At 63.0% G+C, this 23,120-nt stretch carries 24 protein-coding genes and 2 pseudogenes; 10 read left to right on the top strand and 16 right to left on the bottom strand.

Annotation, left to right across the window (positions count from 1 at the left end; all coding sequences use genetic code 11):
- Nucleotides 1–3: 3 nt before the first annotated feature.
- From LB559_RS05415 to LB559_RS05400, 4 genes are all read right to left on the bottom strand, one after another.
- Complete coding sequence (locus LB559_RS05415; RefSeq protein ID WP_224673295.1) at nt 4–2,001, bottom strand: conjugal transfer protein TraG; 1,998 nt, start codon at nt 1,999–2,001, stop codon at nt 4–6.
- A 420-nt stretch (nt 2,002–2,421) separates the two neighbouring features.
- Nucleotides 2,422–2,850, bottom strand: coding sequence for a VOC family protein (locus LB559_RS05410; RefSeq protein WP_224673294.1), 429 nt, complete (start codon nt 2,848–2,850; stop codon nt 2,422–2,424).
- 70 nt (nt 2,851–2,920) lie between these two features.
- Nucleotides 2,921–3,346: a BA14K family protein gene (locus tag LB559_RS05405; RefSeq protein ID WP_224673293.1), complete on the bottom strand. Its 426-nt coding sequence runs from the start codon at nt 3,344–3,346 to the stop codon at nt 2,921–2,923.
- Between the two features lie 39 nt (nt 3,347–3,385).
- Nucleotides 3,386–3,808: an EF-hand domain-containing protein gene (locus LB559_RS05400; RefSeq protein WP_224673292.1), complete on the bottom strand. Its 423-nt coding sequence runs from the start codon at nt 3,806–3,808 to the stop codon at nt 3,386–3,388.
- Between the two features lie 248 nt (nt 3,809–4,056).
- On the opposite strand from LB559_RS05400, the gene LB559_RS05395 reads away from it, so the two are divergent.
- From LB559_RS05395 to LB559_RS05365, 7 genes are all read left to right on the top strand, one after another.
- Nucleotides 4,057–4,491, top strand: coding sequence for an EF-hand domain-containing protein (locus tag LB559_RS05395; RefSeq protein WP_127370416.1), 435 nt, complete (start codon nt 4,057–4,059; stop codon nt 4,489–4,491).
- Nucleotides 4,492–4,534: 43 nt separating this feature from the next.
- Nucleotides 4,535–4,921 carry a hypothetical protein gene (locus tag LB559_RS05390; protein ID WP_224673291.1) on the top strand — a complete coding sequence of 129 codons (387 nt, stop codon included), beginning with the start codon at nt 4,535–4,537 and terminating at the stop codon, nt 4,919–4,921.
- Nucleotides 4,922–5,017: 96 nt separating this feature from the next.
- Nucleotides 5,018–5,617, top strand: a complete 600-nt coding sequence (locus LB559_RS05385) for an RNA polymerase sigma factor (protein WP_127388498.1) — start codon at nt 5,018–5,020, stop codon at nt 5,615–5,617.
- Nucleotides 5,614–6,045 carry a hypothetical protein gene (locus tag LB559_RS05380; protein ID WP_224673289.1) on the top strand — a complete coding sequence of 144 codons (432 nt, stop codon included), beginning with the start codon at nt 5,614–5,616 and terminating at the stop codon, nt 6,043–6,045. The genes LB559_RS05385 and LB559_RS05380 overlap by 4 nt, the downstream gene beginning before the upstream one ends.
- Nucleotides 6,042–6,443 (top strand): periplasmic heavy metal sensor, encoded by a 402-nt coding sequence (locus LB559_RS05375; protein WP_224673287.1) that lies wholly within the window; start codon nt 6,042–6,044, stop codon nt 6,441–6,443. The genes LB559_RS05380 and LB559_RS05375 overlap by 4 nt, the downstream gene beginning before the upstream one ends.
- Nucleotides 6,444–6,525: 82 nt before the next feature.
- Nucleotides 6,526–7,686 (top strand): hypothetical protein, encoded by a 1,161-nt coding sequence (locus LB559_RS05370; protein WP_224673285.1) that lies wholly within the window; start codon nt 6,526–6,528, stop codon nt 7,684–7,686.
- Nucleotides 7,679–8,431 carry an ATP-binding cassette domain-containing protein gene (locus LB559_RS05365; protein WP_224673283.1) on the top strand — a complete coding sequence of 251 codons (753 nt, stop codon included), beginning with the start codon at nt 7,679–7,681 and terminating at the stop codon, nt 8,429–8,431. Before LB559_RS05370 ends, LB559_RS05365 begins: the two co-directional genes overlap by 8 nt.
- Nucleotides 8,432–8,730: 299 nt before the next feature.
- Here the strand turns inward: LB559_RS05365 and LB559_RS05360 are convergent.
- The 10 genes and pseudogenes from LB559_RS05360 to LB559_RS05315 form a co-directional block, all read right to left on the bottom strand.
- A pseudogene (locus tag LB559_RS05360) lies at nt 8,731–10,148 on the bottom strand (NAD(P)-dependent oxidoreductase); the annotation flags it as partial.
- A gap of 113 nt (nt 10,149–10,261) precedes the next feature.
- A complete protein-coding gene (locus LB559_RS05355) occupies nt 10,262–11,527 on the bottom strand; it encodes an NAD(P)/FAD-dependent oxidoreductase (RefSeq protein ID WP_224673281.1) in 1,266 nt (421 codons plus the stop codon).
- A gap of 24 nt (nt 11,528–11,551) precedes the next feature.
- The gene (locus tag LB559_RS05350; RefSeq protein WP_224673279.1) at nt 11,552–12,334 is read right to left on the bottom strand and encodes an HpcH/HpaI aldolase family protein; all 783 of its coding nucleotides are present in this window, start codon (nt 12,332–12,334) and stop codon (nt 11,552–11,554) included.
- An 18-nt stretch (nt 12,335–12,352) separates the two neighbouring features.
- A complete protein-coding gene (locus LB559_RS05345; protein ID WP_127388494.1) occupies nt 12,353–14,047 on the bottom strand; it encodes a GMC family oxidoreductase in 1,695 nt (564 codons plus the stop codon).
- A gap of 14 nt (nt 14,048–14,061) precedes the next feature.
- Nucleotides 14,062–15,540: an aldehyde dehydrogenase family protein gene (locus LB559_RS05340; protein ID WP_224673271.1), complete on the bottom strand. Its 1,479-nt coding sequence runs from the start codon at nt 15,538–15,540 to the stop codon at nt 14,062–14,064.
- Between the two features lie 84 nt (nt 15,541–15,624).
- Nucleotides 15,625–16,482 (bottom strand): amino acid ABC transporter ATP-binding protein, encoded by an 858-nt coding sequence (locus tag LB559_RS05335; RefSeq protein ID WP_127368473.1) that lies wholly within the window; start codon nt 16,480–16,482, stop codon nt 15,625–15,627.
- A complete protein-coding gene (locus LB559_RS05330) occupies nt 16,479–17,135 on the bottom strand; it encodes an amino acid ABC transporter permease (protein WP_224673270.1) in 657 nt (218 codons plus the stop codon). The genes LB559_RS05335 and LB559_RS05330 overlap by 4 nt, the downstream gene beginning before the upstream one ends.
- A gap of 74 nt (nt 17,136–17,209) precedes the next feature.
- Nucleotides 17,210–18,052, bottom strand: a complete 843-nt coding sequence (locus LB559_RS05325; protein WP_056565156.1) for a transporter substrate-binding domain-containing protein — start codon at nt 18,050–18,052, stop codon at nt 17,210–17,212.
- 29 nt (nt 18,053–18,081) lie between these two features.
- A complete protein-coding gene (locus LB559_RS05320) occupies nt 18,082–19,074 on the bottom strand; it encodes a proline racemase family protein (RefSeq protein WP_127368471.1) in 993 nt (330 codons plus the stop codon).
- A gap of 3 nt (nt 19,075–19,077) precedes the next feature.
- On the bottom strand, nt 19,078–19,758 hold the full coding sequence (locus LB559_RS05315) for a GntR family transcriptional regulator (protein ID WP_127368470.1): 681 nt from the start codon (nt 19,756–19,758) through the stop codon (nt 19,078–19,080).
- 111 nt (nt 19,759–19,869) lie between these two features.
- Between LB559_RS05315 and LB559_RS05310 the strand changes: the two genes are divergently transcribed.
- Nucleotides 19,870–21,300 (top strand): NAD-dependent succinate-semialdehyde dehydrogenase, encoded by a 1,431-nt coding sequence (locus LB559_RS05310; protein ID WP_127368469.1) that lies wholly within the window; start codon nt 19,870–19,872, stop codon nt 21,298–21,300.
- A gap of 1 nt (nt 21,301) precedes the next feature.
- Complete coding sequence (locus LB559_RS05305) at nt 21,302–21,550, top strand: hypothetical protein (protein WP_224673268.1); 249 nt, start codon at nt 21,302–21,304, stop codon at nt 21,548–21,550.
- Nucleotides 21,551–21,672: 122 nt separating this feature from the next.
- Here the strand turns inward: LB559_RS05305 and LB559_RS05300 are convergent, their stop codons facing one another.
- Entirely contained in the window at nt 21,673–22,209 is a 537-nt protein-coding gene (locus LB559_RS05300; RefSeq protein ID WP_224673267.1) for a sarcosine oxidase subunit gamma, read from the bottom strand.
- The gene (locus tag LB559_RS05295) at nt 22,202–22,717 is read right to left on the bottom strand and encodes a glycine cleavage T C-terminal barrel domain-containing protein (protein WP_224673642.1); all 516 of its coding nucleotides are present in this window, start codon (nt 22,715–22,717) and stop codon (nt 22,202–22,204) included. The genes LB559_RS05300 and LB559_RS05295 overlap by 8 nt, the downstream gene beginning before the upstream one ends.
- A 20-nt stretch (nt 22,718–22,737) precedes the next feature.
- Here LB559_RS05295 and LB559_RS05290 point away from each other — a divergent pair.
- Nucleotides 22,738–23,095, top strand: a pseudogene (locus tag LB559_RS05290) (enolase C-terminal domain-like protein).
- Nucleotides 23,096–23,120 lie beyond the last annotated feature (25 nt).

The following is a 23,120-nucleotide window of genomic DNA, read 5'->3' as shown; positions in this document are numbered from 1 at the left end:
CGTTCAAAGCCCGATGCCGTCATCGGGATCGAGGGTGGCCTGCCGCGCAGCACGCCGCATGGCCTGATCGACCGCGCGTCGACGCAGCGCGTCATCATCGAGTTCGTCGCGGTCCAGCTCGAACTCGTCGTTGTGCTGTGCCGTTTGCAAAGGCGCAATGTCCTCCTGCTCGGGAAGTTCCGGCTGACGGCGGATGCCGCCATTTGCCGGATCCTCATCCTGCGCATCCGCAGAGTGCCCGGATTGGGCAGGATTGCCTTCCGGCACCGCTGGGACTGTTGTGCCGGTCCAGTCATCCGGGCGCGATGTCCCTGAGATCGTTTCCGGCTTCGGTGGCGACAGGACACGCCCGGCCAGGCGTGGATCGGCGAAATAGCGCACTTTGTTCGCCCGGATGGGGAACAGGCCCGAGACCATGATGATGGCATCGGTCGGCGGAAGCTGCATGATCTCGCCGGGCGTCATCAGGGCCCGCGCGGTCTCCTGCCGCGAGACCATCAGATGCCCGAGCCAGGGCGACAATCTGTGCCCGGCATAGTTTTTCATGGCCCGCATCTCGGTTCCCGTGCCGAGTGAGTCGGAGACGCGCCGGGCCGTGCGCTCGTCATTGGTGGCAAAGCTCACCCGCACATGGCAGTTGTCCAGGATGGAGTTGTTCGGACCGTAGGCTTTTTCGATCTGGTTGAGCGACTGGGCAATCAGGAAAGACTTGATGCCATAGCCCGCCATGAAGGCGAGCGCACTTTCGAAGAAATCGAGCCGGCCGAGCGCCGGAAACTCGTCGAGCATCATAAGCAGACGATGCCGTCGATCCTTCGCATGAAGGTCTTCCGTCAGCCTTCGCCCGATCTGGTTCAGCACGAGCCGGATGAGCGGCTTGGTACGGCTGATGTCGGAGGGCGGCACGACAAGATAGAGTGTCGCTGGCCGCTCGTCCTCGGCCAGATCAGCGATACGCCAGTCGCAGCGAGACGTCACCTTCGCCACCACCGGATCGCGGTAGAGACCCAGAAAGCTCATGGCCGTCGAGAGCACGCCGGAGCGTTCATTCTCCGACTTGTTGAGCAGCTCGCGAGCTGCCGACGCCACGACCGGATGCGGGCCGCCCTCCCCGAAATGCCGCGTCAGCATCATGGTGCGCAATGTCGTTTCGATCGGCCGTTGCGGGTCCGAGAGGAAGTTGGCAACTCCGGCAAGCGTCTTGTCCGTTTCGGCATAGAGAACGTGCAGGATGGCACCGACCAGCAGCGCGTGGCTGGTCTTCTCCCAATGGTTTCTGCGTTCCAGTGAGCCCTCGGGATCAACCAGCACGTCGGCGACGTTCTGCACGTCGCGGACCTCCCATTCGCCACGCCTCACTTCCAGCAAAGGGTTGTAGGCAGCAGATGACTCATTGGTCGGATCGAAGAGCAGGATGCGGCCAAAGCGCGCTCGCCACCCGGCGGTCAGTTCCCAGTTTTCTCCTTTGATGTCGTGGACAATCGCGCTGCCGGGCCATGTCAGCAGAGACGGAACGACAAGGCCAACACCCTTGCCACTTCGGGTCGGCGCGAAGCACAAAACGTGTTCTGGGCCGTCGTGGCGGAGATAGTCGCCGTCCAGCTTTCCAAGCACCACCCCATCCGGACCGATCAACCCAGCGGCTTGGATCTCCTTGCCGGTCGCCCACCGCGCCGAACCATATGTGGCGGCGTTCTTCGCCTCACGGGCCCGCCATACCGACATGCCGATGGCCACAGCGATCGCGATAAAGCTGCCGCTCGACGCGAGCAGTGCACCCTCTAGAAAAATCTCTGGCGCATAGGCATCGTAGAAAAACCACCACCAGAAAAAGGCCGGCGGCGGATAGATGGACTGGCCGGCAAGCTCGAACCACGGATCACCGAGTTCAGGCTGGAAACCAAGACGCCACGCGGCCCACTGCGTCGCGACCCACATAGTGACGAGCACGATCAGAAGCACGGCAAGAAGCTGCCCCCACAATATCCTGGTCGCCGGCACGTCTCATCTCTCTGGCAGAGGATCGGGGATCTACAGAAATATCGAATTTCCGCATAGGCAAGAACTCAAGACAGATTACCGAACCGCGGCGTAGCCCGACCTAAACGGACGTGCAGTGTGCGGGGCCATTCCTACTGATCGAGAAGTGATTGCGCAGACACCTATGCCGTCTGGTGTGTGCGTCGCCATGACGGGAGTTTCGGAATGTACTACAACGGAACCGCAAGCAGACCGACAGCTTCTGGCAGCAATCTTCGATTGCGGGCATCCAGTTTAGCGTGGGCGTGGTGTTCACGATAGGAATCGGAAGGGTCGTCAAACTGTAGCCGCTTGCATGACGCGTTTAGTCTTGTCCATTGCCAAAGGCGTAGCGCCGTCGCAATCCAAAAGCTGGTGGACTGCCGTTGTAAGGGGCCGGTATCAGCTCTCCACATCTGGTCCGTTTGGTGATCCCGCCACGACGATTGCACCCCATTCCCGGGGTGCTACATCAGCAAACGACTGTGAAAAGGTCCAATTGTGGCCGGCGAGGTCACGGCAGGAATATTGACGCTCGCCATAGGGATGGCTCGTTGGCCTGCTGAGAATAGCTGCGCCATGCCGCGCGGCTCGCCTGTGGTGCGCGTCGACATTCTCGACGCGTACCATCACTGCGAATGGCCCGCCTGTCCGCGTCAATCCTCCAGACTTCAATTCTGTGACGACGACGGCGCCGTCTGCGAAGCCGAGCTGGGCACGGTGATTGCCGATCATCAGCCGTATTTCGAAGCCGAAGGCCTCGCAAAGCCATTGGCTGGCCGTCTCGACATCAGGATACGAAAGCACCGGTATGACCGTGCTCGTGGGCATCGAGCGATTTCCGATCATGGTCATCTCCTATGCTGCCTTGAAAGGATTGAAGGCTCTCAGCGAAGAGCCTTCACCTAGAGGGCGACCAACATTGTTGGCGAGGGCCGTTATAGGGCTGGTAGCTGTTGTCCCAGGCGCGGTAGGAGACGTAGCGCTCGTAACACCAACGCACATGCGCTGCTTCCAATCGGACCGCCGGACTTGGCGCTACCGGTGCGACGGTCGCCGCCGCGACACCGGCGGCAAAGGCAGCGGCGGGGAACCAGTAGCCGTTGTAATAGCGATAACCTGGCCGCACGCGGACATAGCCGCGATAGCCATTGTAGTAGTATCCGCCGCCGACGACGTAGAAACCGCGTCGAAACCAGACCGGCGTCGGCGCTGTAGTGACCGATGCCGGGGTAGTGGCCGGCACGACAGGCAAGGCCTCGGCCGGCGAGGCGAGCACCGTGGCGCCAATCATCAAACTGCAAAACGCCGTGATTGTCCGTTTCATCTTTTGACTCCTTTTGGATGGGGTCGAAGGGTTCGGGGGTTACTGACGTCGGAGCGCCCGCAGTTCGGAGATCGAAAGCGCGCCATCGCCGTTCTTGTCCGCCTGCAGCAGCCGGTCGGGAATGAAGGCGGCAAACTCGTCGCGCGAAATCTTGCCGTCGCCATTGCGGTCGATGCGGCCGGCCTGGGCCTGGAAGCCGGCGAATTGCGTGGCCTGGAAGTCGCGCTTCGACTTCACCCGTTCCACTGCCCCGCGCACTTCGTCCGCATCGAGCAAGCCATTGTGGTTGGCATCCATCCGGTCGAACATCTGCGCCCGCGCGGCCTGGATTTCGCCGAACTCGAGCTTGCGGTCGCCGTTGGTGTCTATGCGCCGGAAGAGTTCCCTGGCACCGCCGTCAGCCGCACAGGCGCTGGCGGTGCAGAACAGCACGCCAGCAAGAGCCATGACGATCTTTTTCATTTTGATCTCCGCATTGGGTCGGATGGTCCGCCGCGGACCGTCCTTGCAGAGCCTTCTACGCAGCGCCTGTGGTGGTCCTACGCAAAGCGAGATGATTTTTTCGAGGCGGCCAGCACAGCCGCCTATCCCCACCGCGATAGAGGATTCAAGGCCGGCAAAAAATCTTGCGTGTCGAGCGTAGGAGCCCGGCTCTCGCTGCGTATCGGTCAGCAGTCGCCCCCGCGGCCTGACAATGAAAGGACATCATCATGAAACGCTCGTTACTGATTGCGGCCTTGCTCATCGGGCTTGCGCCGCTCTGCGCGGCTCAGGCACAGGACATGCCGGGCCAGCGCATCCTGCAACGGATCGATACCAATGGCGACGGCGCCATCTCCAAGGATGAGATGACGGCCGCCCGCGAGCGCTTGTTCAGGAAGCTCGACCGCAATGGCGATGGCGTCATCGACGAGAAGGAGATGGAGAGCGCCCGCCAGGCGATCAAGGATCGCGCCGAGGTGGCGCAGGCGCGGCTCGGCAGCCGCTGGCGGCGCATGGACGCCAATGGCGACGGCAAGGTCTCCGAGCAGGAATTCGCCAGCAGCATGCCTTTGTTCGACCTCGCGGACCGGGATGGTGACGGCAAGCTCTCCGCCGACGAGATCGCCTCCGTCCGCAAGCTGATCGCCGAGCACGCCAACTGATGCTCGGCAGCGATCATTCCCTTTACAAAACAAGGAGTACGACATGTTGTCTTCGGTAAAGATTCCGATTTTATGTCTCGGTGCGATGCTTGCCTGGTCGGCAGCTTCGCAGGCTTCGGCCGAGGGGTGGCAGCGTCCGACCGCCCATGGCGGCGAGATCAGCCGCAGCGTCACCAAAGACGGCGGCGTCTATACCGGTTCGACCACCCGAACCGGTCCGAATGGCGGCAGCACCTACACGTCGAGCTCCAAATGTGTGGGAGGCGTTGTTGACCGCTGCGCCAGAAGCTATTCTGGCACCGGGCCGAATGGGCAGACCTTTTCGGGAAAACGGGTGTCGGCGCGCGGGCCGTTCCGGGGACGATCGGCCGGCAGCTTCACCGGCCCGAACGGCAACACGGTCCACGGCTTCCGCCGCTGGCGGCGCTGACATCTGGTGTGATGGATTTGAACCCGAAATTCGTTTCTTTGCTCCTCCTGATCGATGCGAATTTCGGATTCGCCGAACCAGCAGTCTCGTCCGTGGATGCGCGCCGCCGTGCGACATGAGGAGCCCCGTGGCGACGATGAGCTGCTTCTGGCGCGCATCGCCGCGGGCAGCCAAAGCGCGCTGTCCGAGCTCATCGCCCGCCATGGCCGTGGGCTGCGGATATTTGCCGCGCGTTATCTCGGCAATGCCGGCGACGCCGAGGATGTGGTGCAGGAGGTGTTCGTGACCGTCTGGAAACAGGCCGCGCGGTTCGATCCGGTCAGAGGGCGGGCTTCGACCTGGCTCTACCGGATCACTGCCAACCGTTGCATCGATCAGCGTCGACGCAGGGCGCTACGCCGTTTCATCGGGCTGGACGACATAAGGGATGAGGTCGCGTCGCCGGAGGCGGATGCCGAAGCGACGACCGCGGCGCGGCAGGAGCTGGCTATCGTGCGTGACGGGCTGTCGCGCCTGCCGGAACGGCAGCGCATGGCGGTGCTGCTGAGGGCCGTAGGCGACCTCGACATCTCGGCGATCGCCGAGGTGATGGGCAGCAGTGTCGGCTCGGCCGAGCAGTTGCTGGTGCGCGGACGGCGCGCACTCAGGGATCATTTGGCAATGGTGGCCTTGGGCCGCGAAAGGAAGTCCTCATGACACGGGACGAATTTGAACGATACAGGCGCCGCTTCGGCGATACCGTCGAAGCATGGCCGGCGCCTTTCCGCCAGCAGGCGCTGGCGTTGATGGCGGCGGAGCGGAATGACGATCCCGATGCCGTGCTCGATCTCCTCGTGCTCGAGGCGGCGCTGGCCGATGGCGACGACCAGGCGCTGGCGCGCAAGGTTCTGGCTCGCATCGAAGCCGGCTCAACTGTCCCGTCCTTCCTGGCGCGCCTGCTCTTGAGTCCGGCCGGGTTCGCGGCCTGCGCCGCTGCCGTGCTCGTGGCCGCGACGCTGGCAGGCTACCAGGTGGCGCGGCTGCAGGACGATCCGTCCGATACGGAGCTTCTGGCGCTGGCGTCGGGATCGTCGGCCGATGGCGGTGTTGTCGCGGATGATCCGGCAGGGGAGGGCTCGCTTTGAAGCGTTCCTGGACATGGACGGCGACGCTAGTGCTGCTTGCGCTGTCGCTCGCCGTCAACTTCTTCCTGGTCGGCTATGCCGTGCACGGGCTGCGCCAGGGCGCGGCGGCGCGCGTGCTGTTGTCGGAAATCGCCAGCAACTATCCGCCCGAGGTGAGGAAGGAGTTCCGCGGCGTGCTGCGCGACAACCGCGCGCGCACCTTCCAGGCACTGCGCGAGCTGCGTGTCGCGCGCGCCAATCTGGCGGCGGCACAAACAGCCAAACCCTTTGACGAAGCGGCGGTGAAGGACGCGATGGCGGCGGTGCGCAGCGCAACGACCAACCTGCAGGCGGCCATGCAGGACTATCTCCTGGCCGCGCTGAAGAATGTCAACGCCAAGCCCGCAGTGGGAGGTTGAGCCGCGACGGCCCTACTGGCGGCACAATCGTCGCCGACCTATGTCGATATCCAACCCGGCTTGCGATCGCGAAGATGGAACAATGCGGCACGACAGGCTTGTCCTGACCCTGATTTGGCGCGAGTTCTCGGCTGGCTTGCGCTCGATGCGCCGCCGCGACCTTGCCTGGATTGGGCTCGGCGGTGGGGCGCTGCTTGCCTATGCCATCGCTGACATCGTTCTCGCTCTGCAGTCGGCATCCGCCACGCTGCGGCAGGAGCCGGCGATGTGGTTGCTTGGTTTGCCGGGCGCACTTCTTATTCTTGGCGCCTTTACCGGCAGCGCGCTCGCCAGGCTTTGCCTGTCGCGCGCCTTCGCGCCCTTCCTGAAGGCATTGCCGGTCTCGCTTCGGGAGCGCCGGCGCATGGCGGCGGTGGCGACATTTGCGATGGGCGTTCCGCTTGTCGAGGCCGTCACGGCGGCGGTCGGTCTTGGCTGCGCCGTCATCGCAAAACCACTCGCCCCGGTCTGGGGTCTCGGCGCCGCCATCCTGTTTGGCGCCGGTTTTTGCGCGGCGGCCGTCCTACGTCTGCAGTGCGCTCGCGACCTCGTCCGCATCAACAATTCCGATCTGGCGAGGGATCCAAGCGGGCGCCGGCCCTGGCTCGGTGCCTTCGATCGTTCCGCACCAGCCTGGCTCTCCAGCTGGGCCTGGGGTTTGCCGGCTGGCCATGTGCCCTTTTCCTGGCGACTGGTGGGCGCGGCCACCTTCTTTGGTGTCGTCGCGGCCCTTTCCGCAGCGATCAGCCTCGTTCATCACGATGCCGTGCCGGCGGCCATGGCCGGCCTGGCCGGCGGCCTTCTCGTCTTCATGCTGAGCGCGCGCTTCCATCCGCTCGGCTCGCCGGTACTGCGCACGGCTCCAATCGGCTTTGTCAAGGCGTGGCTGCGGCTGGCGCGGCTGCCCCTGCAATTGTCGCTTTGCTTCTTTCTCATGCCGGCAGGTGCTGCCCTGGCGGCGGAGCCGTCCGCCTGGGCGATGCCGCTCGCCAGTGGCTTCTGGCTGCTGGCGTTGAACGGCGCCTATGCGGTGTTCGCCGCCTATTTCATGACGGCGCCGTTCGTCGCCGCGCTGAGCTTCCTCAGCGCCATTGCCTACACCAGCTACGAATCGCTCGAATATGGGCGCACGGTGCTGATCGGCTTTGCCGCCCTTGTCCTGTTCCTGTGGCACCGGGCGCAACGGAGATACCGCCATGGATAGCAGCGAGATACTCGCGGTTCGCGGGCTCAGCGCCGGCTACGGTGGCCACGCGGTCGTCAGTGGCATCGATCTCTCGCTCGGCCGGGGCGACATCCTTGGCCTGCTTGGCGCAAACGGTTCAGGCAAGTCCACCTTGCTGAGAGCGATCAGCGGGCAGATCAGGCCGCTCGCGGGAAGTGTCGTGATCAACGGCGTCGACCTTGGCGATGCACCGGAGCGCGCCAAGTCCAGCTTCGGCCTCGCCATCGATCCGCCCGACCTCCCGGGGACGCTGACCGGCCGGCAATATCTCCAGCTCGTCGCCTCAATCCGCTGCTGCGCCGAGAACGACTGGCCTGGCGTCAATGTCGCCGAACGGCTCGGGCTCAAGCGCTGGATCGACCGGCTAATCGCCGAATATTCGCTCGGCACGCGGGCGAAGATCGCCATCGCCGCGGCCCTGCTTGGCGCGCCGCCGCTGCTGATCCTCGATGAGTCCCTGAACGGCCTTGATCCCCTTGCCGCCTTCGAGGTCAAACGCGTCATCCTTGCGTTGGCGGCGAGCGGCCACCAGGCCGTCATCATCTCCACCCACGTGGTCGAATCGGTTCCCGGCCTGTGCAACCGCGCGGTGCTTCTGGCCGAGGGCAGCATTGCCCGAGAGTGGAATGCACGGCAGTTGGCCGAGGCCAGCCACGCGCCCGGCGCCTTTGAGCTCCACGTTATGCAGGCGCTGTCGGAACCCATGACCTGGCGAAGGAGGTAGTTGCAAAGGCATCCCGAACTACCGGAATGAGGCGCAAAGCTGCCAACCGGGGCGTAAGTAAATGGCTCGCTCAGCTTCTTGAATCAATTTGGGCGAACCGCTTCGCAACCCATTGACAAATAACGGTTATGTTAGTCGCTGAGGGACGTCGTCGTTTCAACAAAATCAATCAATTAGCGGATGGTTCGCGCAGCAATATCCTTCGTATGTCCTCGTATGGTGTGGCGATCCGAAGAAGAGACGTGATTAATATAGACCAAAAGCACTACCGCTGACTCGCGTTATGTGGGAGTGACGCATTACTGACACGAACTTCTGAGGTTCGATTTTTCAACGCCAAGGCAAAAGCGACTTGTCAGCCGGACAAGTTCCCCGCCCCGTTCGGCGACAATCTTGCCGCGCTCGTCCGGCCGCGCGTTTGAAAGAGCTTTCCACAGCTGGGTTTGCCACTCGCAGAGATCTGCGAGGTCGAAGCATTCCTGTGCCGTCAGTTTCAACAGGTCGCCGGCCGTTGCCGGCCCGATGCCGGGGGGCGTAGTTGATCCTAGAGAAAGGTACCCTGACGGCACGGTGCCTTTTGCGTTGGTCACCGATTTGCGGCAGATGATATCGAAGATCTGATCCACGGCCTGCTTGGCACCGGCGACGCGCGAAGGGTGATCCGTATCGGCCGCGGCGTGCGGCAGGAGTTCAAGTTTGTCGCCATGCCTCTCGACCAGATCGAGATAGCGCAGCATAGGGCCGGAGAGGCTGCCGGTCGACAGATCCATGAAAAGGTCGCATCGACCGCCGCATGACGAACCCGCCCTGTCTCCAGGGCATTGCCAAGCGCCGCAACCTCGACAAGCTCGCCGCGATCGTAGTTGACCAGGACTGCGCCCTTGTTCATGCGTGACAGGACCTCCGTGCCAATAAGCCCGGCATTGGCGTAGCGGCCTGTTTGCGCATCCTGCTTGACCCAGGCCGACATGGACGCTCAGCACATCCGCGCCATCAGCCGCTTCGACGAGATCTGGCGCAAAGACAAAGCCCTCGGCTTCGATCCAGTCGCGGTGCCGTGGCCGTGCATGGATCACCACGCGCATGCCGAAGGCGCGGGCGAGCTTGGCGACCTCGCGGCCAATATTGCCGTAGCCGATGACCGCAATCGTCTTGCCTTCGAGCTTTTCGGTGGGGAAATCGCGCAGTTCCCGGCCGGTGTCGAAATCGCCGCGCGCCACCCGCTCGTGAAGCAAGTCGACCGGGAGATCCGGGAGCACTTTCAGGATCGCCTTCATCACCATCTGCGCCGTGGCGCGGCTGTTGATGCCGGGCGTGTTCATCAACACTGCCGTGCCGCCCTCACCGCTGCCGCCGCCCCAGGAGCGCGACTCCATATTGCCGGTGCCTGCGCCGATCCGCACGCCGGCCAGCGGAAAGTCAGTTTCTGCGGGGAGGAAAGTCGCCGCGGCGATGACGGCGTCGTAGCGTCCATCGCCCGCGGCTTCGGCCAGTTCCTCGCGGGTGCTGAGGTCCGGCTGGTAGAAGAAATGCACTCGGCCCCGCTCCAGACCAGCTTTGTCGCCAAGCGCGGATAGGTGAAAGCGGCCGCCCCTGGCTTCGATATGGCACGCACTTCGCTCGGGTCGGGTCTGCCGTCAGGCCCAAAGCGCAGGCCAATCAGATCGCAGATCAGCACGGTGTAACGCTTTGCGGATCGATCTGCTCGGCTGCGTCCAAGTTTGTCTTTGCGTTCGCGGTCACGTCATTTCTCCGGCAAGAACGGGTCAAAGTTGGCGGTCACCGGTTGAAACGGCTTCTCAGCCTCCCCAGCGAATAATCTCCGATCAATCAGAACCTATCAGCCTGGAACGGCGTCAGATCGATCGCCGGCGGCAGACCGGCGGCAAGCTGCGACACGATCTTACCGGTGACGGCGCCGCCGATCAGGCCCTGATGGCCGTGGCCAAAGGCGTAGATGACATTTTTGGCCCGCGGCGCCCGGTCGATGACCGGGATGCTGTCGGGCGTGCCGGGACGATGCCCCATCCAGCGCGTGACCTCGCCGACCTCCAGTTTCCTGAACATCGGCCGCGCCTGTTTGAGGAGAACGTCCGCCCGGTGCATGTTCGCAGGCGCCTTCAGGCCGGCGAACTCGACATTGCCGGCGATGCGCAGCCCGTCCTCCATCGGGGAAGCGACGAACTTGCGGTCGGCCGAGATGGTCTGGATACGCAAGCCGGTATCGGCACCCTTGACCATGATGTGATAGCCGCGCTCGCTCTCGAGCGGAATGCGGTCGCCAAGCTTGCGGGCAAGATCGCCCGACCAGGCGCCGGCGCAAAGCACCACGGTCTCGACCGGCATGCGCCCGCCGCCTTCAAGCCGCAGCGCCGATGGGCCGTTGGCCGCCATGTCGAAGCCGAGCACCTTCGCGCGCACAAAACGAGCGCCCTGACGCGCCGCATGCTCGGCGAGCCTGGCGACAAGCCGGCCGGGATTTGGACACTGCCCCTGTTCGGGCAGATAGACGGCGCTCTTGAAGATCGGCGCCAGCGCCGGTTCGAGTTGCCGGATTTCGTCGGCATCGAGGATGTCCACCTTGACGCCGTGGTCGCGGCGAAGCCCCAGACCATAAGCGCCCTTGGACGGCCCGTCGGCCGTTTCGTGGACGAACAGCTGGCCGCGCTTCTGCAAAAGGTCCTCGCAGCCGGCAGCCTTGATCAGCGGCTCGTAGCATTCGAATGTGTAGCGGTGCAGCGAGCGCATCGCCGCCGATATCTCCTCGACGCGCGGTTTGCGGCTGGCGGCCAGGAAGCGCAGCAGCCAGGGAAGCGCGTGCGGCAGATAGGCCAGCCGCACGATCAACGGCCCTTCCGGGTCCATCAGCCATTTCGGCACATTGCGCAGCACGCCCGGCATCGAATTCGGGATGCACGATCCCGGGCAGATGCCACCGGCATTGCCGAAGGAGCATTGCTCCTCAGATCCCGGCAAGGCCGGATCGACCACCTCGACGGCAAAACCCTGCTCGAGCAGATAGTTCGCGGTGCAGACGCCAATGATGCCGGCCCCGATGACCGTCACCTTGCTGCGCAGCGTGCCTGTCGATGTCATGGCGATCGATCCGGATTTTGCCGATCAGGGCGCGATCGCGCTCGGCGTGCCGGCGCGGAAGGCCGGCAGCGAACGCGCCACCATCTGCTGCAGCATGCGGAAGTCAGAGAGGTAGGCCATGAAGCGATAGCCCATCTTGCGCATGTCGACGCCATAGGTGACCGAACCGCAATGGATGCCGGGAATGACGCCGGCTTCCTTGCACTTGGCGGCGATGTATTTGATCGCCTCGTAGACGGCGGGATAGCGCGGATCGAAGCCTGGCGCCTCGCCCATAGTCACCGCAAGGTCCGACGGGCCGACGAAGATGGCGTCGAGGTGCGGCGTCTTCAGTATGTCTTCCAGATTCTTCACCGCCTGCTCGCTCTCGATCATCGCCATGGTGATGATGGTGTCGTTGGCATGCTGGAAATAGTCCGCGCCGGCGTAGAGCGAAGCGCGCAGCGGACCAACGCTGCGGCCGCCCTTGGGGAAATAGCGGCAGGCCTTGACGAAGGCGTCCGCTTCCTCGGCGGTGTTGACCATCGGGCAGATCACGCCATAGGCGCCGGCGTCGAGCACCTTGCCGATGATCGCCGGATCGTTCCACGGCACGCGCACCATCGGCGTCGTATCGGTCGTCGAAATCGCCTGCAGCATCGGCACCGCATCGACATAGTCGGTCGCGCCATGCTGGAGGTCGACCGTCAGCGCGTCCCAGCCCTGCTGCGCCATCAATTCCGCCGATATCGACGACGGAATGCCGAGCCAGCCCGTCACCACTTCGCCGCCGGCGGCCCAGATATCCTTCACCTTGTTCTTGCGCATAGTCTTGGGGGTCCTTTGCTATTGTCGGGAATGCAAAATCAGGTCCGCCGCCTTTTCAGCGAGGGCGATGGTGGTGATGTTGGTGTTGGCGGCGACGATCGTCGGCATGATAGAGGCGTCGACGACGCGCAGGCCCTGCACACCGCGGACGCGGCATTCGGCGTCGAGCACCGCCAGCGGATCGCTGTCGGCGCCCATCTTGCAGGTGCCCGAGACATGCCAGCCCGACCAGACGGATTGCTTGACCCAATCGGCGATCAGCTCTTCGTTGCCGAGCATCGCCTGGATACGGTCGGTGGTGCCGAACTTGCGCTTGAGCAAGGTCTCGCGAAAGAACGGCGCGTAGTCGAAGAGGTAGGCCGCGGTCGCGGTCTTGACCCAGTTCGATGGCTTGCGGACGCTGAGCGCGCGCGCCTCGTCACTGTAGCCGGCCAGGAACCAGGTGTTGACGTGCTGCTGGACATCGGGCGACTGCATGATCTTGCAGATGCGCCTGAAGCCATCGACCAGGCGCATCAGGTCGCGGCCGTCGGAGGCAAAGTTCAGATCGACGATCGGTTCATCGGTCTGCACAGCGGACTTCAACATAACGGTGCCGCGCGAATAGGATTTGTTGACGCAGACATTGAGCGCGCCCATCGCCTTGCCGAGCGGATGCCAGCCGGCACGGTTGACCGGCATCAGCAGCATGTCGCCCGGATGGCAGCCGGCATGGTTCGAGGAGTATCTGACACCCAGAAAGATGTGGCGCCGCTGACCGGGCTTGAGCCGCGCAGATTTCTTGAAATGCGCACCGACGGCTATATGCGGATGATCGGTCAGGTTCTCGCCGACACCGGGGCGATCGGCGACCACCTCGATGCCCAGCCGCTTCAGCTGCGCCGCCGGCCCGATGCCGGCACGAAGCAGGATGGCCGGCGAATGCAGAGCGCCGGCTGAAACGATCGTCTCGTTGGCGTTGTAGATCTTGGTCTGGCCGGTGGTCGTGACCCTGGCGCCTGTGATGCGCGTTCCGTCGATCACCAGGCCTTCAACGAAGGCATTGGCGAAGATGTGCAGGTTCTTGCGGGCCCGCACCTCGGCGTCGAGATAGCCGATCGCTGTCGACACGCGTCGGTCGTTCTCGTTCGACAGCGGCAGCGGAAACGAGCCGTCCTCGAAACTGCCATTGTAGTCCGGCCGGTAGGGATATTCGCTTTCCGTCTGCTTGAGCACTGATTTGGTGAAGCCGGCCCAATCCTTTGGAAAGACACGGCGGATCGGAATCCGGCCGGTCTTGTTGTGAAGCTCGCCATCGAAATCAAGGTCGCGCTCAAGCTTCTTGAGATAGGGCAGCATGCCGTCCCATCCCCAGCCGGGCAGGCCGAGACCTTCCCATTCGTCATAGTCGTGTGGCAGGCCGCGCACGGCGAACTGGCCGTTGATGCTGGAGCCGCCGCCCATCACCTTGGCCTGTTCGAGCTTGGCCGTCTTGACCAACTGCGCGTTCTGCTTTGGCGAGCGGTTGAAGACACGCAGTTCCGTCCAGTGGTATTTCGGGTCGAAATAGGAGAGGCCGGGATAGCTGTCGGCGATCACCTCAGGAACATCGTCCGGCGGCGTGTCGGGCCCTGCCTCGAAAAGCGCCACCTGCCTGGTGCCGTTCTCCGAAAGACGGCTGGCAAGCACGGCTCCAGCCGAGCCGCCACCGACGATGATGTAGTCGAATTGCATGTGCTTGCGCTCGCTCAGGCGTAATTGGCCCAGATGGCCTTCTGGCGCAGGAACGCCTCGATGCCGGCACGACCCATATCCTTGCCGAAGCCGGAGCCCTTGTAGCCGCCGGCCGGGTAGGTGAACTCCGGGCCGCGCCCGTGCTGGTTGATCCAGACCATGCCGGCCTCGATCGAATCCGCCGCCTTGAGCGCCTTCTTCAAATCCGTGGTGTGGACGCTGGCGGCGAGCCCGTAGACCGGATGCGCCGCCAGGGCGAGACCCTCCTCCAGGTCGGCAAAGGTGCGCACCGTCAGCACCGGGCCGAAGAACTCATCCTTGAAACCGATGTTGTCGTCGGCGACGTCTTCCAGGATCGTCGGCGCGAAAAAACAGCCTTCGTTGCGGCCTTCGAGCACCGTGCCGCCGGTGACCACCGAGGCGCCCTCGCTGACGCTGGCGCGGACCATCGTGTCGATGCGCTCGAGCTGCTTGCGGCTGATGATCGGCGCGAAGGTCGTCGTCTCGTCCCAGGTCGGCCCTGCCTTGATCGCCTTGGTGCGGGCGATGACGCGTTCGATCAGCTGGTCCGCGATCTTGTCCTCGACGATCAGCCGCGAACCGGCCGTGCAGACCTGGCCGGCATTGTCCATGAATGCCGCCGCGACGCGGCCGGCCACCACATCGATATCGCCGGCATCGGCCAGCACCAGCTGCGGGCTCTTGCCGCCAAGTTCGAGCGTGACGGGCTTGATGCCGGACTGGGCGGCCAGCGTCATGATCGCGGCACCGGTCTGCGTCGAGCCCGTGAAGGAGATTTTCAGAATATCGGGATGGCGCACGATCGCCGCTCCCGTCGTGTGGCCGTAACCGTTGACGACATTGAACAGGCCGGCCGGAACGCCGGCCCTGGCGGCAAGGTCCGCCAGCGCGAGCAAGCTGTGCGGAGTCAGTTCCGAGGTCTTCATCACCACCGCATTGCCAGCAGCCAGCGCCGGGGCGAATTTCCAGGCGGCGGTGATCATCGGGAAGTTCCAGGGAACGATCGCGCCGACCATGCCATAGGGCTCATGCTTGACGATGCTGAGCGCATTCGCCTCGGTCGAAGTGACCGTGCCTTCGATCTTGTCGCAGAACTCCGCGTAGTAGCGCACGACGCCGGCGGTACGCATCGCGTCGCGGACAATCGTCATCGAGATCAGCCGGCTCGATCCCATCGCTTCCAACTGGCCGAGATAGGTCGCGTTCTCCTCGATCAGCGCCGCGAAACGCGTGAGCACAGCGGCGCGATCGCGCGGCGCGATCTTCGCCCATCGGCTCTGCGCCAGCGCCGTTTTCGCGGCATCGACGGCCTGTTGTACCGCACCTTCGCCACCATCGGTGATCACGCCCATGGGCTGGAGATCAGAGGGGCGGAGAACCTCGATCTCCGCGCCGGGTAAATCAACGTACTGGCCACCAATGTGATGGCCCCTTGGGATGGCGATTGTGGCCGGATCGAAACTCAGTGTCATTGATATCTTTCCTTTTGCGGCCAGCTCGAAAGGCGGCGCATTCGACGATGTCCGCTTGACTGTTTTGCGCGAAGCGGCGTGCGTTCAGCATGCCTTCTCGGCTTCACGCGCCTCGAGGAACGGGCGAAGCAAATCCGCCGATTCATGAAAGCGTCCGACAAAACTCTTCAGACGCGGATGTTCGGGATGCAGCAGCACCTTGGCCGGCGGACCCTGCTCCGCCACCAGCCCCTGATCGAGAAACACCACGCGATCGGCGACCTCGAAGGCAAAGCCCAGCTCGTGGGTGACGATCACCATGGTCATGCCGCTCCTGGCCAGTTCGACCATCGCCTTCATGACTTCGCCGACCAATTCTGGATCGAGCGCCGAAGTCGGCTCGTCGAACAGCATGACCTTCGGCTGCATGGCCATGGCCCGGGCGATCGCGACTCGCTGCTGCTGGCCGCCGGAAAGCTGGCGCGGATACTTTTCGATGTGCTGCGACAGTCCCATGAGGTCGAGAAGCTTCAGCGCCGTCTGGCGCGCCTGCTCCTTCGGCTCCTTCTTGACGATGACCGGACCTTCCATGACGTTTTCGAGCGCTGTCATGTGCGGGAACAGATTAAACTGCTGGAAGACCATGCCGGTCTTGGAGCGGATGCGGTTGACCTCGTGGGCCGGTATCTGGGCACCCTTGCCATCGGCCCGCCTGTCGAACAGCGTTTCGTCATCGATGACGATGCTGCCGCTAGTCGGCACGTTGAGTAGGTTGATGCAGCGCAGCAGCGACGTCTTGCCCGATCCGCTCGCACCGATCAGCACGACCACCTCGCCTTCGACCACCGACAGATCGATGCCGTTCAGCACGCGCTTGTCGCCAAACTTCAGGCAGATGCCGTCTAGCCGCAGGACAGGCTTGTCGTTCTTATCCGTCACGGCGCTTGGTTGACTGGCGATCATTTCAGGCTCCCTCTTCTTTCGAGTTTCCTGGACAAGAGGGTCAACGGGATCAGGATGATCAGGAAGATGACGCCAACGGCGGTGTAAACTTCCATCGGCCGATAGGTGAAACTCGAGATATAGCTCGCCTGATAGAGAAGGTCGGGGACCGTTATCATCGACAGCAGCGTCGTGTTCTTCATCTGGATGATCGACTGGCCGGCAAGCGGCGGGATCATCTTTCGGAAAGCCTGCGGCAGGATGATCCGCCGCATGCGCTGGCCGTAGGACATGCCGATCGCGGTGGCCGCATCCGTCTGGCCGGGATCGACCGACTGGACGCCGGCGCGCAGGATCTCGGCGTAGAAGGAACCGACGTAGCAGCTGAGCCCGATGAAGCCGGCCCAGAATTTGGTGACGTTGATGCCGGCGAAGATCGGAAAGGCGTAATAGACCCACAAAAGCGTGACGAGCAGCGGAATGTTGCGGAAGAACTCGACATAGATCTGGCCGAGGATGACCAGCGGCTTAAACGTGCTCAACTGGATCAGCCCGATGAACAGGCCGATCAGCAGGCCCGCACCGATCGTGATGACGGTGAAATAGATCGTCATCAGGAGGCCCTGCCAGAGCAGCCCGATATTGTTGGTTATGACTGTGTAGTCGAATAGCATGTTGTCCTCACTGGTTCGATGCACGTCCAGTGGTGGCCTGACCGCCGCACCCGGCGGCGATCAGGCTGTTTCGATCAGAAGGAGAAACCTGCCGGAAGGATCGACAGATCGATGCCGCGAGCTTCCCAGGAGCGGGCAAGCTTGCCCTGGGCGAGGCCTAGCGAACGCTCCTGCAGGATCCAATTGGTCAGGAAGTTGATGTAGCCTGCATTGCCGGGCTTGCGGGCGACGGCCAGCGTTGCCGGATTGCGCAGGATCGGCTCAGGCAACGAGACATTGCCGATCTTCTGGTTGGTGATCTGCAGCGCGTCGAAAATGGAAAGCACGACACCATCGGCGCGACCAGCCTGGAGTTCCATAAGCGCCAGGCCACGATCTTCCACCGGCGTGATCTTGGCCTTCGGCAGCAGGGCTTCGGCGACGACCTGCATGGTGCTGCCCTTCTGCACGACGACGGTCTTGTCCGGCGAATTGAGTTCGGCCCAGGTCTTCACCGGCTTGCCGGGAGGCGTCAGCACGGCCCAGGCGTCGGTGAACAGCGGCTCCCACAGATAGTCGACGACAAGACCGCGCTTCGGGTTCGGATTGACGCCGATGGCGATGTCGATCTTGTTGGACTGGAAGTCGGCGGCCAGATTGCCCCAGGTCGTTTCGACAGGCTCGAGCTTGACGCCGAGCTGGGTCGCGATCTCGCCCAGGAATTCGTAGTAGAAGCCGCTCCACTGGCCGGTGGCCGGATCCTTGATGTAGCCCGGCTCCTCGCCGGTCATTACCGGAACCTTGAGCACGCCGCTGGCGCGGATCTGGTCGATGACGGCGGACGGATTGTCGTCCGCGGAGGCTGCGATCGGCGCCGTGAGCAGGCCGAGGCCAATGGTTAAAGCGGCCATGAACGTACGCATTACTGTGAATTTCATGTCATTCCCCTTTTCTGAGTTTTTGGTGATTACCGGGCTAGAAATCCCTTCGAGAGAGGGTCGCCCTTCTCGAAATAGATTGTCTGGGTCGAGGTGATGAAGGCCGAGCCCTCGATCTCGATGATCATCGCGTCGCGGCCTTGCTCCTCGACGCGCTGTTGCAGGCGCGCCTCGAACGGAATGCCGAAGATGTTTCTGGCGTGATAGGTCTGGTCGGGACGGATCAACCCCTTCTCAAGCAGATAGGTCAGGCGCGCTGACGTGCCGGTGCCGCATGGCGAGCGGTCGAATTTGTTGGATTCCAGGACAAGGAAATGCGTCGCCGAATACTCGCTGTCCGCATCGTAGAACAGCACGCTCGGTGCGGCTGCGCCGGCCAGCAGCGGCAGGTCTTTGGTCGCCGCCTTGATCGCGGCCTTGATCCTGGCGCCGGCCAGCATAAGGGCCGACGCATTGTCCGGGATCAGCTTGGACCCGAGTGGCACGGCGTCTACCAGCGCGTACCACATGCCGGCGTAGACGATTGCGGCATCGACCTTGCCGACACCTTCGACGGAAACGCTTAAGCGCTCCAGCCCGACATAGCTCGGGACATTGGCGATCCGCGCCCGGTCGAGCGAGCCGTCTTCGTTCCAGATCAGATGAATGGTCACGATCCCCGCCGGCGTTTCCAGCGTAAAGCTGTCGCCGGTTTCGACAGAAATCTGTCCTGTGAAGGCCAACGTCCTGGCAAGGCCGATCGTGCCGTGACCGCACATGTCGAGATAGACATAGGACGAGATGAAGAACGCCCCATAGTCGGCGACTTCAGAGGCGACCGGTACGAGACCGACCATGGCCGCATGGCCGCGCGGCTCATGCAGCAGTGCCGGGCGCAGGTGGTCGAAGCGATCGCGGAAATGGTCGCGCTTCTCCCGCACGCTCGAACCGGAGAGTTTCGGAACGCCGCTCAGGATGACGCGTGTGGGATGGCCGGCGGTATGGGAATCGATGACGCTGAACGCTGACGCAAAGCTGGACACGACCTAGCCCTCTCCGAAAGCGTCGCGAATGCCGGCCCGCATGCTCTGCCAGATTTCCCGGATGAGGTTTTCGGTCATCGCCTTGGCGCTTTCGCCATCGCCGGCGGTGATCGCATCATAGATGCGGGCCGTGTCGTCGAGCGACAGCTGGATGATCTTCGGATCCTGCTCGTAGGCGTGATAGCGGTAACGCAAGGCCTGCTTTTCCAGCCCACCAAGCAGGCGTGTCAGCGTCTTGTTGCCGGCCAGCGTGTAGGTCAGGAAGGAGCCGCGCACGTCGACGATGAAGAACTGCCGCGCATCTTTCCTGGCCTGGGCCTGCTTCAGCTCCGACAACAGGCTCTTGAACTCAGCCTTCTTCTCGATGTCTGCGGATTCGGCGGCTTGCTTGGCTACCAGCCCTTCCAGCTCGATGCGGCAAGTGTAGACCTCATCGAAATCGCGCTGCGACATCGGCGAGACCCAGATGCCGCGCCTGGCCTCGCGCATCACCAGGCCGTCCCGCTCGAGCAGCCTCAGCGCCTCGCGCACCGGTGACCGGCTGACGCCGTAGCGCGCGGCGACCATTTCCTCGGTCAATCGCTCCCGGGATTTGAGGCGGCCGAAGATGATTTCCTCCTCGAGCATCTCGGCGAGATTCTCGGGGATGGCGACCGACAATTTCTGGATGCGCGCTAAAATCATGTCGACACCATACTGTATACAATGTACAGGTCAAGGCATGGCGGAAACTTTCTTGTGACGTGTAATCTCCCGGCGGCTTTCCGCGCCCCGCCGGGGTGAAAGGGCTAGGACATGTATCCAGAGACGATCGAGCTGCTGATTGACGGCGTGTGGTGCCAGGGATCGGACGGTAAGTCCGAAACGCTGATCAATCCCGCCACCGAAGAAGTGTTGGCGACCGTGCCGCATGCCACGGAGGCTGATCTCGACCGCGCTCTCGCGGCCTCGCTCAAAGGCTTCAAGCTGTGGAAGACCATGACCGCCATGCAGCGCTGGGCGATCATGGACAAGGCCGCCGACCTGATCGAGCAGCGCAAGGACACCATTGCCCGCACGCTGACGATGGAAAACGGCAAGGCGCTGGCGGAAGCCACCGGCGAGGTGCAGTTCGCAGCGGACGCGACCCGCTGGTATGCGGAAGAAGGCAAGCGCGCCTATGGCCGTATCGTCCCTGCCCGGCTGCCCGGCGTGCGGCAGATGGTGTTCAAGGAACCGGTCGGCCCGGTCGTCGCCTTCGCCGCCTGGAACTTCCCGGCCAGCAATGTCATTCGCAAGATCTCGGGCGCGCTTGGCGCCGGCTGCTCGATCATTCTGAAACCGGCGGAGGAAACGCCCGGAACCGCCGTGGCGATCGCCCGCTGCTTCCAGGACGCAGGACTGCCGGCGGGCGTGCTCAACATCGTGTTCGGCGAGCCTGCGCGGGTTTCGTCCTATCTGATCGCCTCGCCGATCCCGAAGAAGGTCTCGCTGACCGGCTCGACCGCAGTTGGCAAGCTGCTGCAGAAGCAGGCTGCCGACACGTTGAAGCGCTGCACCATGGAGCTTGGCGGCCACGCCCCCGTCATCGTCTATGAGGATGCCGACCTCGACAAGACGCTCGATACTGTGGTCGCCTTCAAGTTCCGCAACGCCGGCCAGGTGTGCACCTCGCCGACCCGCTTCTATGTGCATGAGGCTGTCTACGACCGCTTCATCGACGGCTTTGCCGCCCGCGCCGAAAAGCTCAGGATTGGAGACGGTCTCGACAGCGCTGTGCAGATGGGGCCGATGATTGCGCCACGGCGGCTCGATGCCATGGACGGTTTCGTCAGCGATGCAACGGCGAAGGGCGCGACTGTCATCACCGGCGGCAAACGTGTCGGCAACAAAGGCTATTTCTACGCCCCGACATTGCTGAAAGACGTGCCCGACACGGCGCGTATCATGTCCGAGGAGCCGTTCGGGCCGATCGCGCCGACGACCACCTTCTCGACCTTCGACGACATGATCGAGCGGGCCAATTCGCTGCCCTACGGACTGGCTTCCTTTGTCTTCACCCGCAATCTCACCCTTGCCCAAAAGACCGAGGCGGCGTTGGAAGCCGGAATGGTCGGCGTCAACCACATGATGGTGTCGACACCGGAAACACCGTTCGGCGGCGTTCATGAATCCGGCTATGGGTCGGAAAGCGGCATCGAAGGCCTCGACGCCTATCTGCGGACGAAGTTCGTGACCGAGATGTAGCGTGGCCGATCTCCGTGAGAAAGACGGCGAGCGCTCGCTGGCGATCTATGACTTGTTCGACCGCGTCGGCATGTGGCGCGTGCATCGCGACGCGGCCGCCGTTGGAGCAGGAATTTCACGCGCCATAGAAGATGCACGCAAATCTGAAGAGCGAGGTCGCGTGGCCGAGGCTCACGGCGACTGGATCAGTGCGCGCAACTTCTTTCAGCGGGCGACGAACATTATCGCACCGCGCAGCTCTTCATGTTGAAAGGCGAAGGCCGGTTCGACATCTATCGCAAGATCGACGAAGTGTTCGAGGCGGGAGCGATGCCGCCGCCACGGCAATCCAGCTCAATGACTTTCCTTCAGGATGGCGTCGGCGAGGGCATCCTACAGGTACTCACTCATCGAACGGCGCACCCGAAGCAGGAACCGATCGCTTTCGGTTTGAGCCAGCAGGATCACCGCCTGGAGAAAATGGCTCTGCGCACGTTGGCCGGGGCCGAACGCACGCGGATGGAGGTCGAGCGGGCAGCCCTTCTCAAGAATGCGCCGGGCGGATTGGCCGCCCAGTTCCATGGCTACCGAGTTGTCCGAGACATCCGTCACCGCAACGTGCCGGTCCGCGAGCTCACTCTCCAGTCCCTGCTTCAGATCGAGGGTCTTTGTGAAAGGCGCATGGATCATCCACTCGTCTGGGCCCAGCCAAAGCACCGTCACATCACCTTCTTGAGTGAAGGTGTTGGGGCTCGCGGGCAGCAGCAATCCGTATTCCTTCATCACCTTCGCAGGTAGGCTTGCATTGGACAGGCGCAGGTTGATCGCACCGAATTGGTCGACCTGGTCCAGATTTGCCGCGCCGCGTACGGGCGCCTTCGCCAAAATTAGTGAGCATTCAACGGGCTCGAAACCGACACGATTAAGCATTTGCACGTTCTCCCTTTGGATCGAAGAAGCAGGGCTGCGTGAGGGTTACCTTTTCCACATCGCCGTTGATGTTGCGGACGGTCGAGGTCTGGCCGATGCGCGCGCGGCCGTTCTCCACCAACGCGAGTGCGATCGAGCGCCCCAGCGTTTCGGACCAATAGGTCGAGCAGACCCAGCCAACGGTTTTGAGCGGCGGTTTCTGGGTGGCATTCTCGACCAGATGCGAGCCAAACGGGATCACGTAGTTGGGCTTCTCGGTCAAAAGCCCGACGAACTGCTTGCGACCCTCGCGCGCCACTTCCGGAGCGGAGAACCCGCGTTTGCCGATGAAGTCGCTCTTCTTTTTCGAGACGATCCAGCCCATCCCAAGATCCATGGGAGTGACCGTCCCGTCGGTGTCCTGTCCCACCACGACGAAGCCGCGCTCGGCGCGCAGGACATGCAGCGCCTCGGTTCCGAAGGGGATGATGTCGTACTCAGAGCCAGCCCGCCTCCGAGACGCTGGGATCGCGATTCCCCTACAAGGATATGCTGGAGGCGGGCGCGATCGGCATAGTCATGACGGACCTGGTGTGGACCGGCGGGCTCACCGAAGGCCGCAAGATCGCAGCACTGGCCGATACCTATCATCGCCTATGCGCCGCACGACTGCACGGGACCGGTGGCGTATGTGGCGGCAGTCCACTCGTCCTTCTCACAGCCCAACACGCTGATCCAGGAATCCGTGCGCGCCTTCTATACTGGCTGGTACAAGGAATTGGTCACCGAGTTGCCACGTGTCGTCGACGGGTACGTTCTTCCGATGGAAGGACCGGGGCTCGGCACGGAGCTGCAGTCCGCCGTCTTTGAACGTCCCGATCTCTCAACGCGCCTTTCGGATATGTAGGACGCAAGAAAAGGCTTGTGTTGCC

The sequence above is a fragment of the Mesorhizobium sp. BR1-1-3 genome, assembly GCF_020165455.1.
GTDB classification, from domain to species: domain Bacteria; phylum Pseudomonadota; class Alphaproteobacteria; order Rhizobiales; family Rhizobiaceae; genus Mesorhizobium; species Mesorhizobium ciceri.
This window is presented reverse-complemented; position numbering and strand designations above follow the sequence as displayed.

Excerpts from the sequence above, each read along its gene's own strand:
- LB559_RS05410 (WP_224673294.1), bottom strand. The coding sequence starts at position 2,850 with ATGCCCACGAGCACGGTCATACCGGTGCTTTCGTATCCTGATGTCGAG.
- LB559_RS05330 (WP_224673270.1), bottom strand. The coding sequence starts at position 17,135 with ATGCTATTCGACTACACAGTCATAACCAACAATATCGGGCTGCTCTGG.
- LB559_RS05345 (WP_127388494.1), bottom strand. The coding sequence starts at position 14,047 with ATGCAATTCGACTACATCATCGTCGGTGGCGGCTCGGCTGGAGCCGTG.
- LB559_RS05350 (WP_224673279.1), bottom strand. The coding sequence starts at position 12,334 with ATGCGCAAGAACAAGGTGAAGGATATCTGGGCCGCCGGCGGCGAAGTG.
- LB559_RS05390 (WP_224673291.1), top strand. The coding sequence starts at position 4,535 with ATGTTGTCTTCGGTAAAGATTCCGATTTTATGTCTCGGTGCGATGCTT.
- LB559_RS05400 (WP_224673292.1), bottom strand. The coding sequence starts at position 3,808 with ATGAAAAAGATCGTCATGGCTCTTGCTGGCGTGCTGTTCTGCACCGCC.
- LB559_RS05340 (WP_224673271.1), bottom strand. The coding sequence starts at position 15,540 with ATGACACTGAGTTTCGATCCGGCCACAATCGCCATCCCAAGGGGCCAT.
- LB559_RS05380 (WP_224673289.1), top strand. The coding sequence starts at position 5,614 with ATGACACGGGACGAATTTGAACGATACAGGCGCCGCTTCGGCGATACC.
- LB559_RS05335 (WP_127368473.1), bottom strand. The coding sequence starts at position 16,482 with ATGATCGCCAGTCAACCAAGCGCCGTGACGGATAAGAACGACAAGCCT.
- LB559_RS05365 (WP_224673283.1), top strand. The coding sequence starts at position 7,679 with ATGGATAGCAGCGAGATACTCGCGGTTCGCGGGCTCAGCGCCGGCTAC.
- LB559_RS05325 (WP_056565156.1), bottom strand. The coding sequence starts at position 18,052 with ATGAAATTCACAGTAATGCGTACGTTCATGGCCGCTTTAACCATTGGC.
- LB559_RS05315 (WP_127368470.1), bottom strand. The coding sequence starts at position 19,758 with ATGATTTTAGCGCGCATCCAGAAATTGTCGGTCGCCATCCCCGAGAAT.
- LB559_RS05405 (WP_224673293.1), bottom strand. The coding sequence starts at position 3,346 with ATGAAACGGACAATCACGGCGTTTTGCAGTTTGATGATTGGCGCCACG.
- LB559_RS05355 (WP_224673281.1), bottom strand. The coding sequence starts at position 11,527 with ATGACATCGACAGGCACGCTGCGCAGCAAGGTGACGGTCATCGGGGCC.
- LB559_RS05310 (WP_127368469.1), top strand. The coding sequence starts at position 19,870 with ATGTATCCAGAGACGATCGAGCTGCTGATTGACGGCGTGTGGTGCCAG.
- LB559_RS05385 (WP_127388498.1), top strand. The coding sequence starts at position 5,018 with ATGCGCGCCGCCGTGCGACATGAGGAGCCCCGTGGCGACGATGAGCTG.
- LB559_RS05370 (WP_224673285.1), top strand. The coding sequence starts at position 6,526 with ATGCGGCACGACAGGCTTGTCCTGACCCTGATTTGGCGCGAGTTCTCG.
- LB559_RS05300 (WP_224673267.1), bottom strand. The coding sequence starts at position 22,209 with ATGCTTAATCGTGTCGGTTTCGAGCCCGTTGAATGCTCACTAATTTTG.
- LB559_RS05395 (WP_127370416.1), top strand. The coding sequence starts at position 4,057 with ATGAAACGCTCGTTACTGATTGCGGCCTTGCTCATCGGGCTTGCGCCG.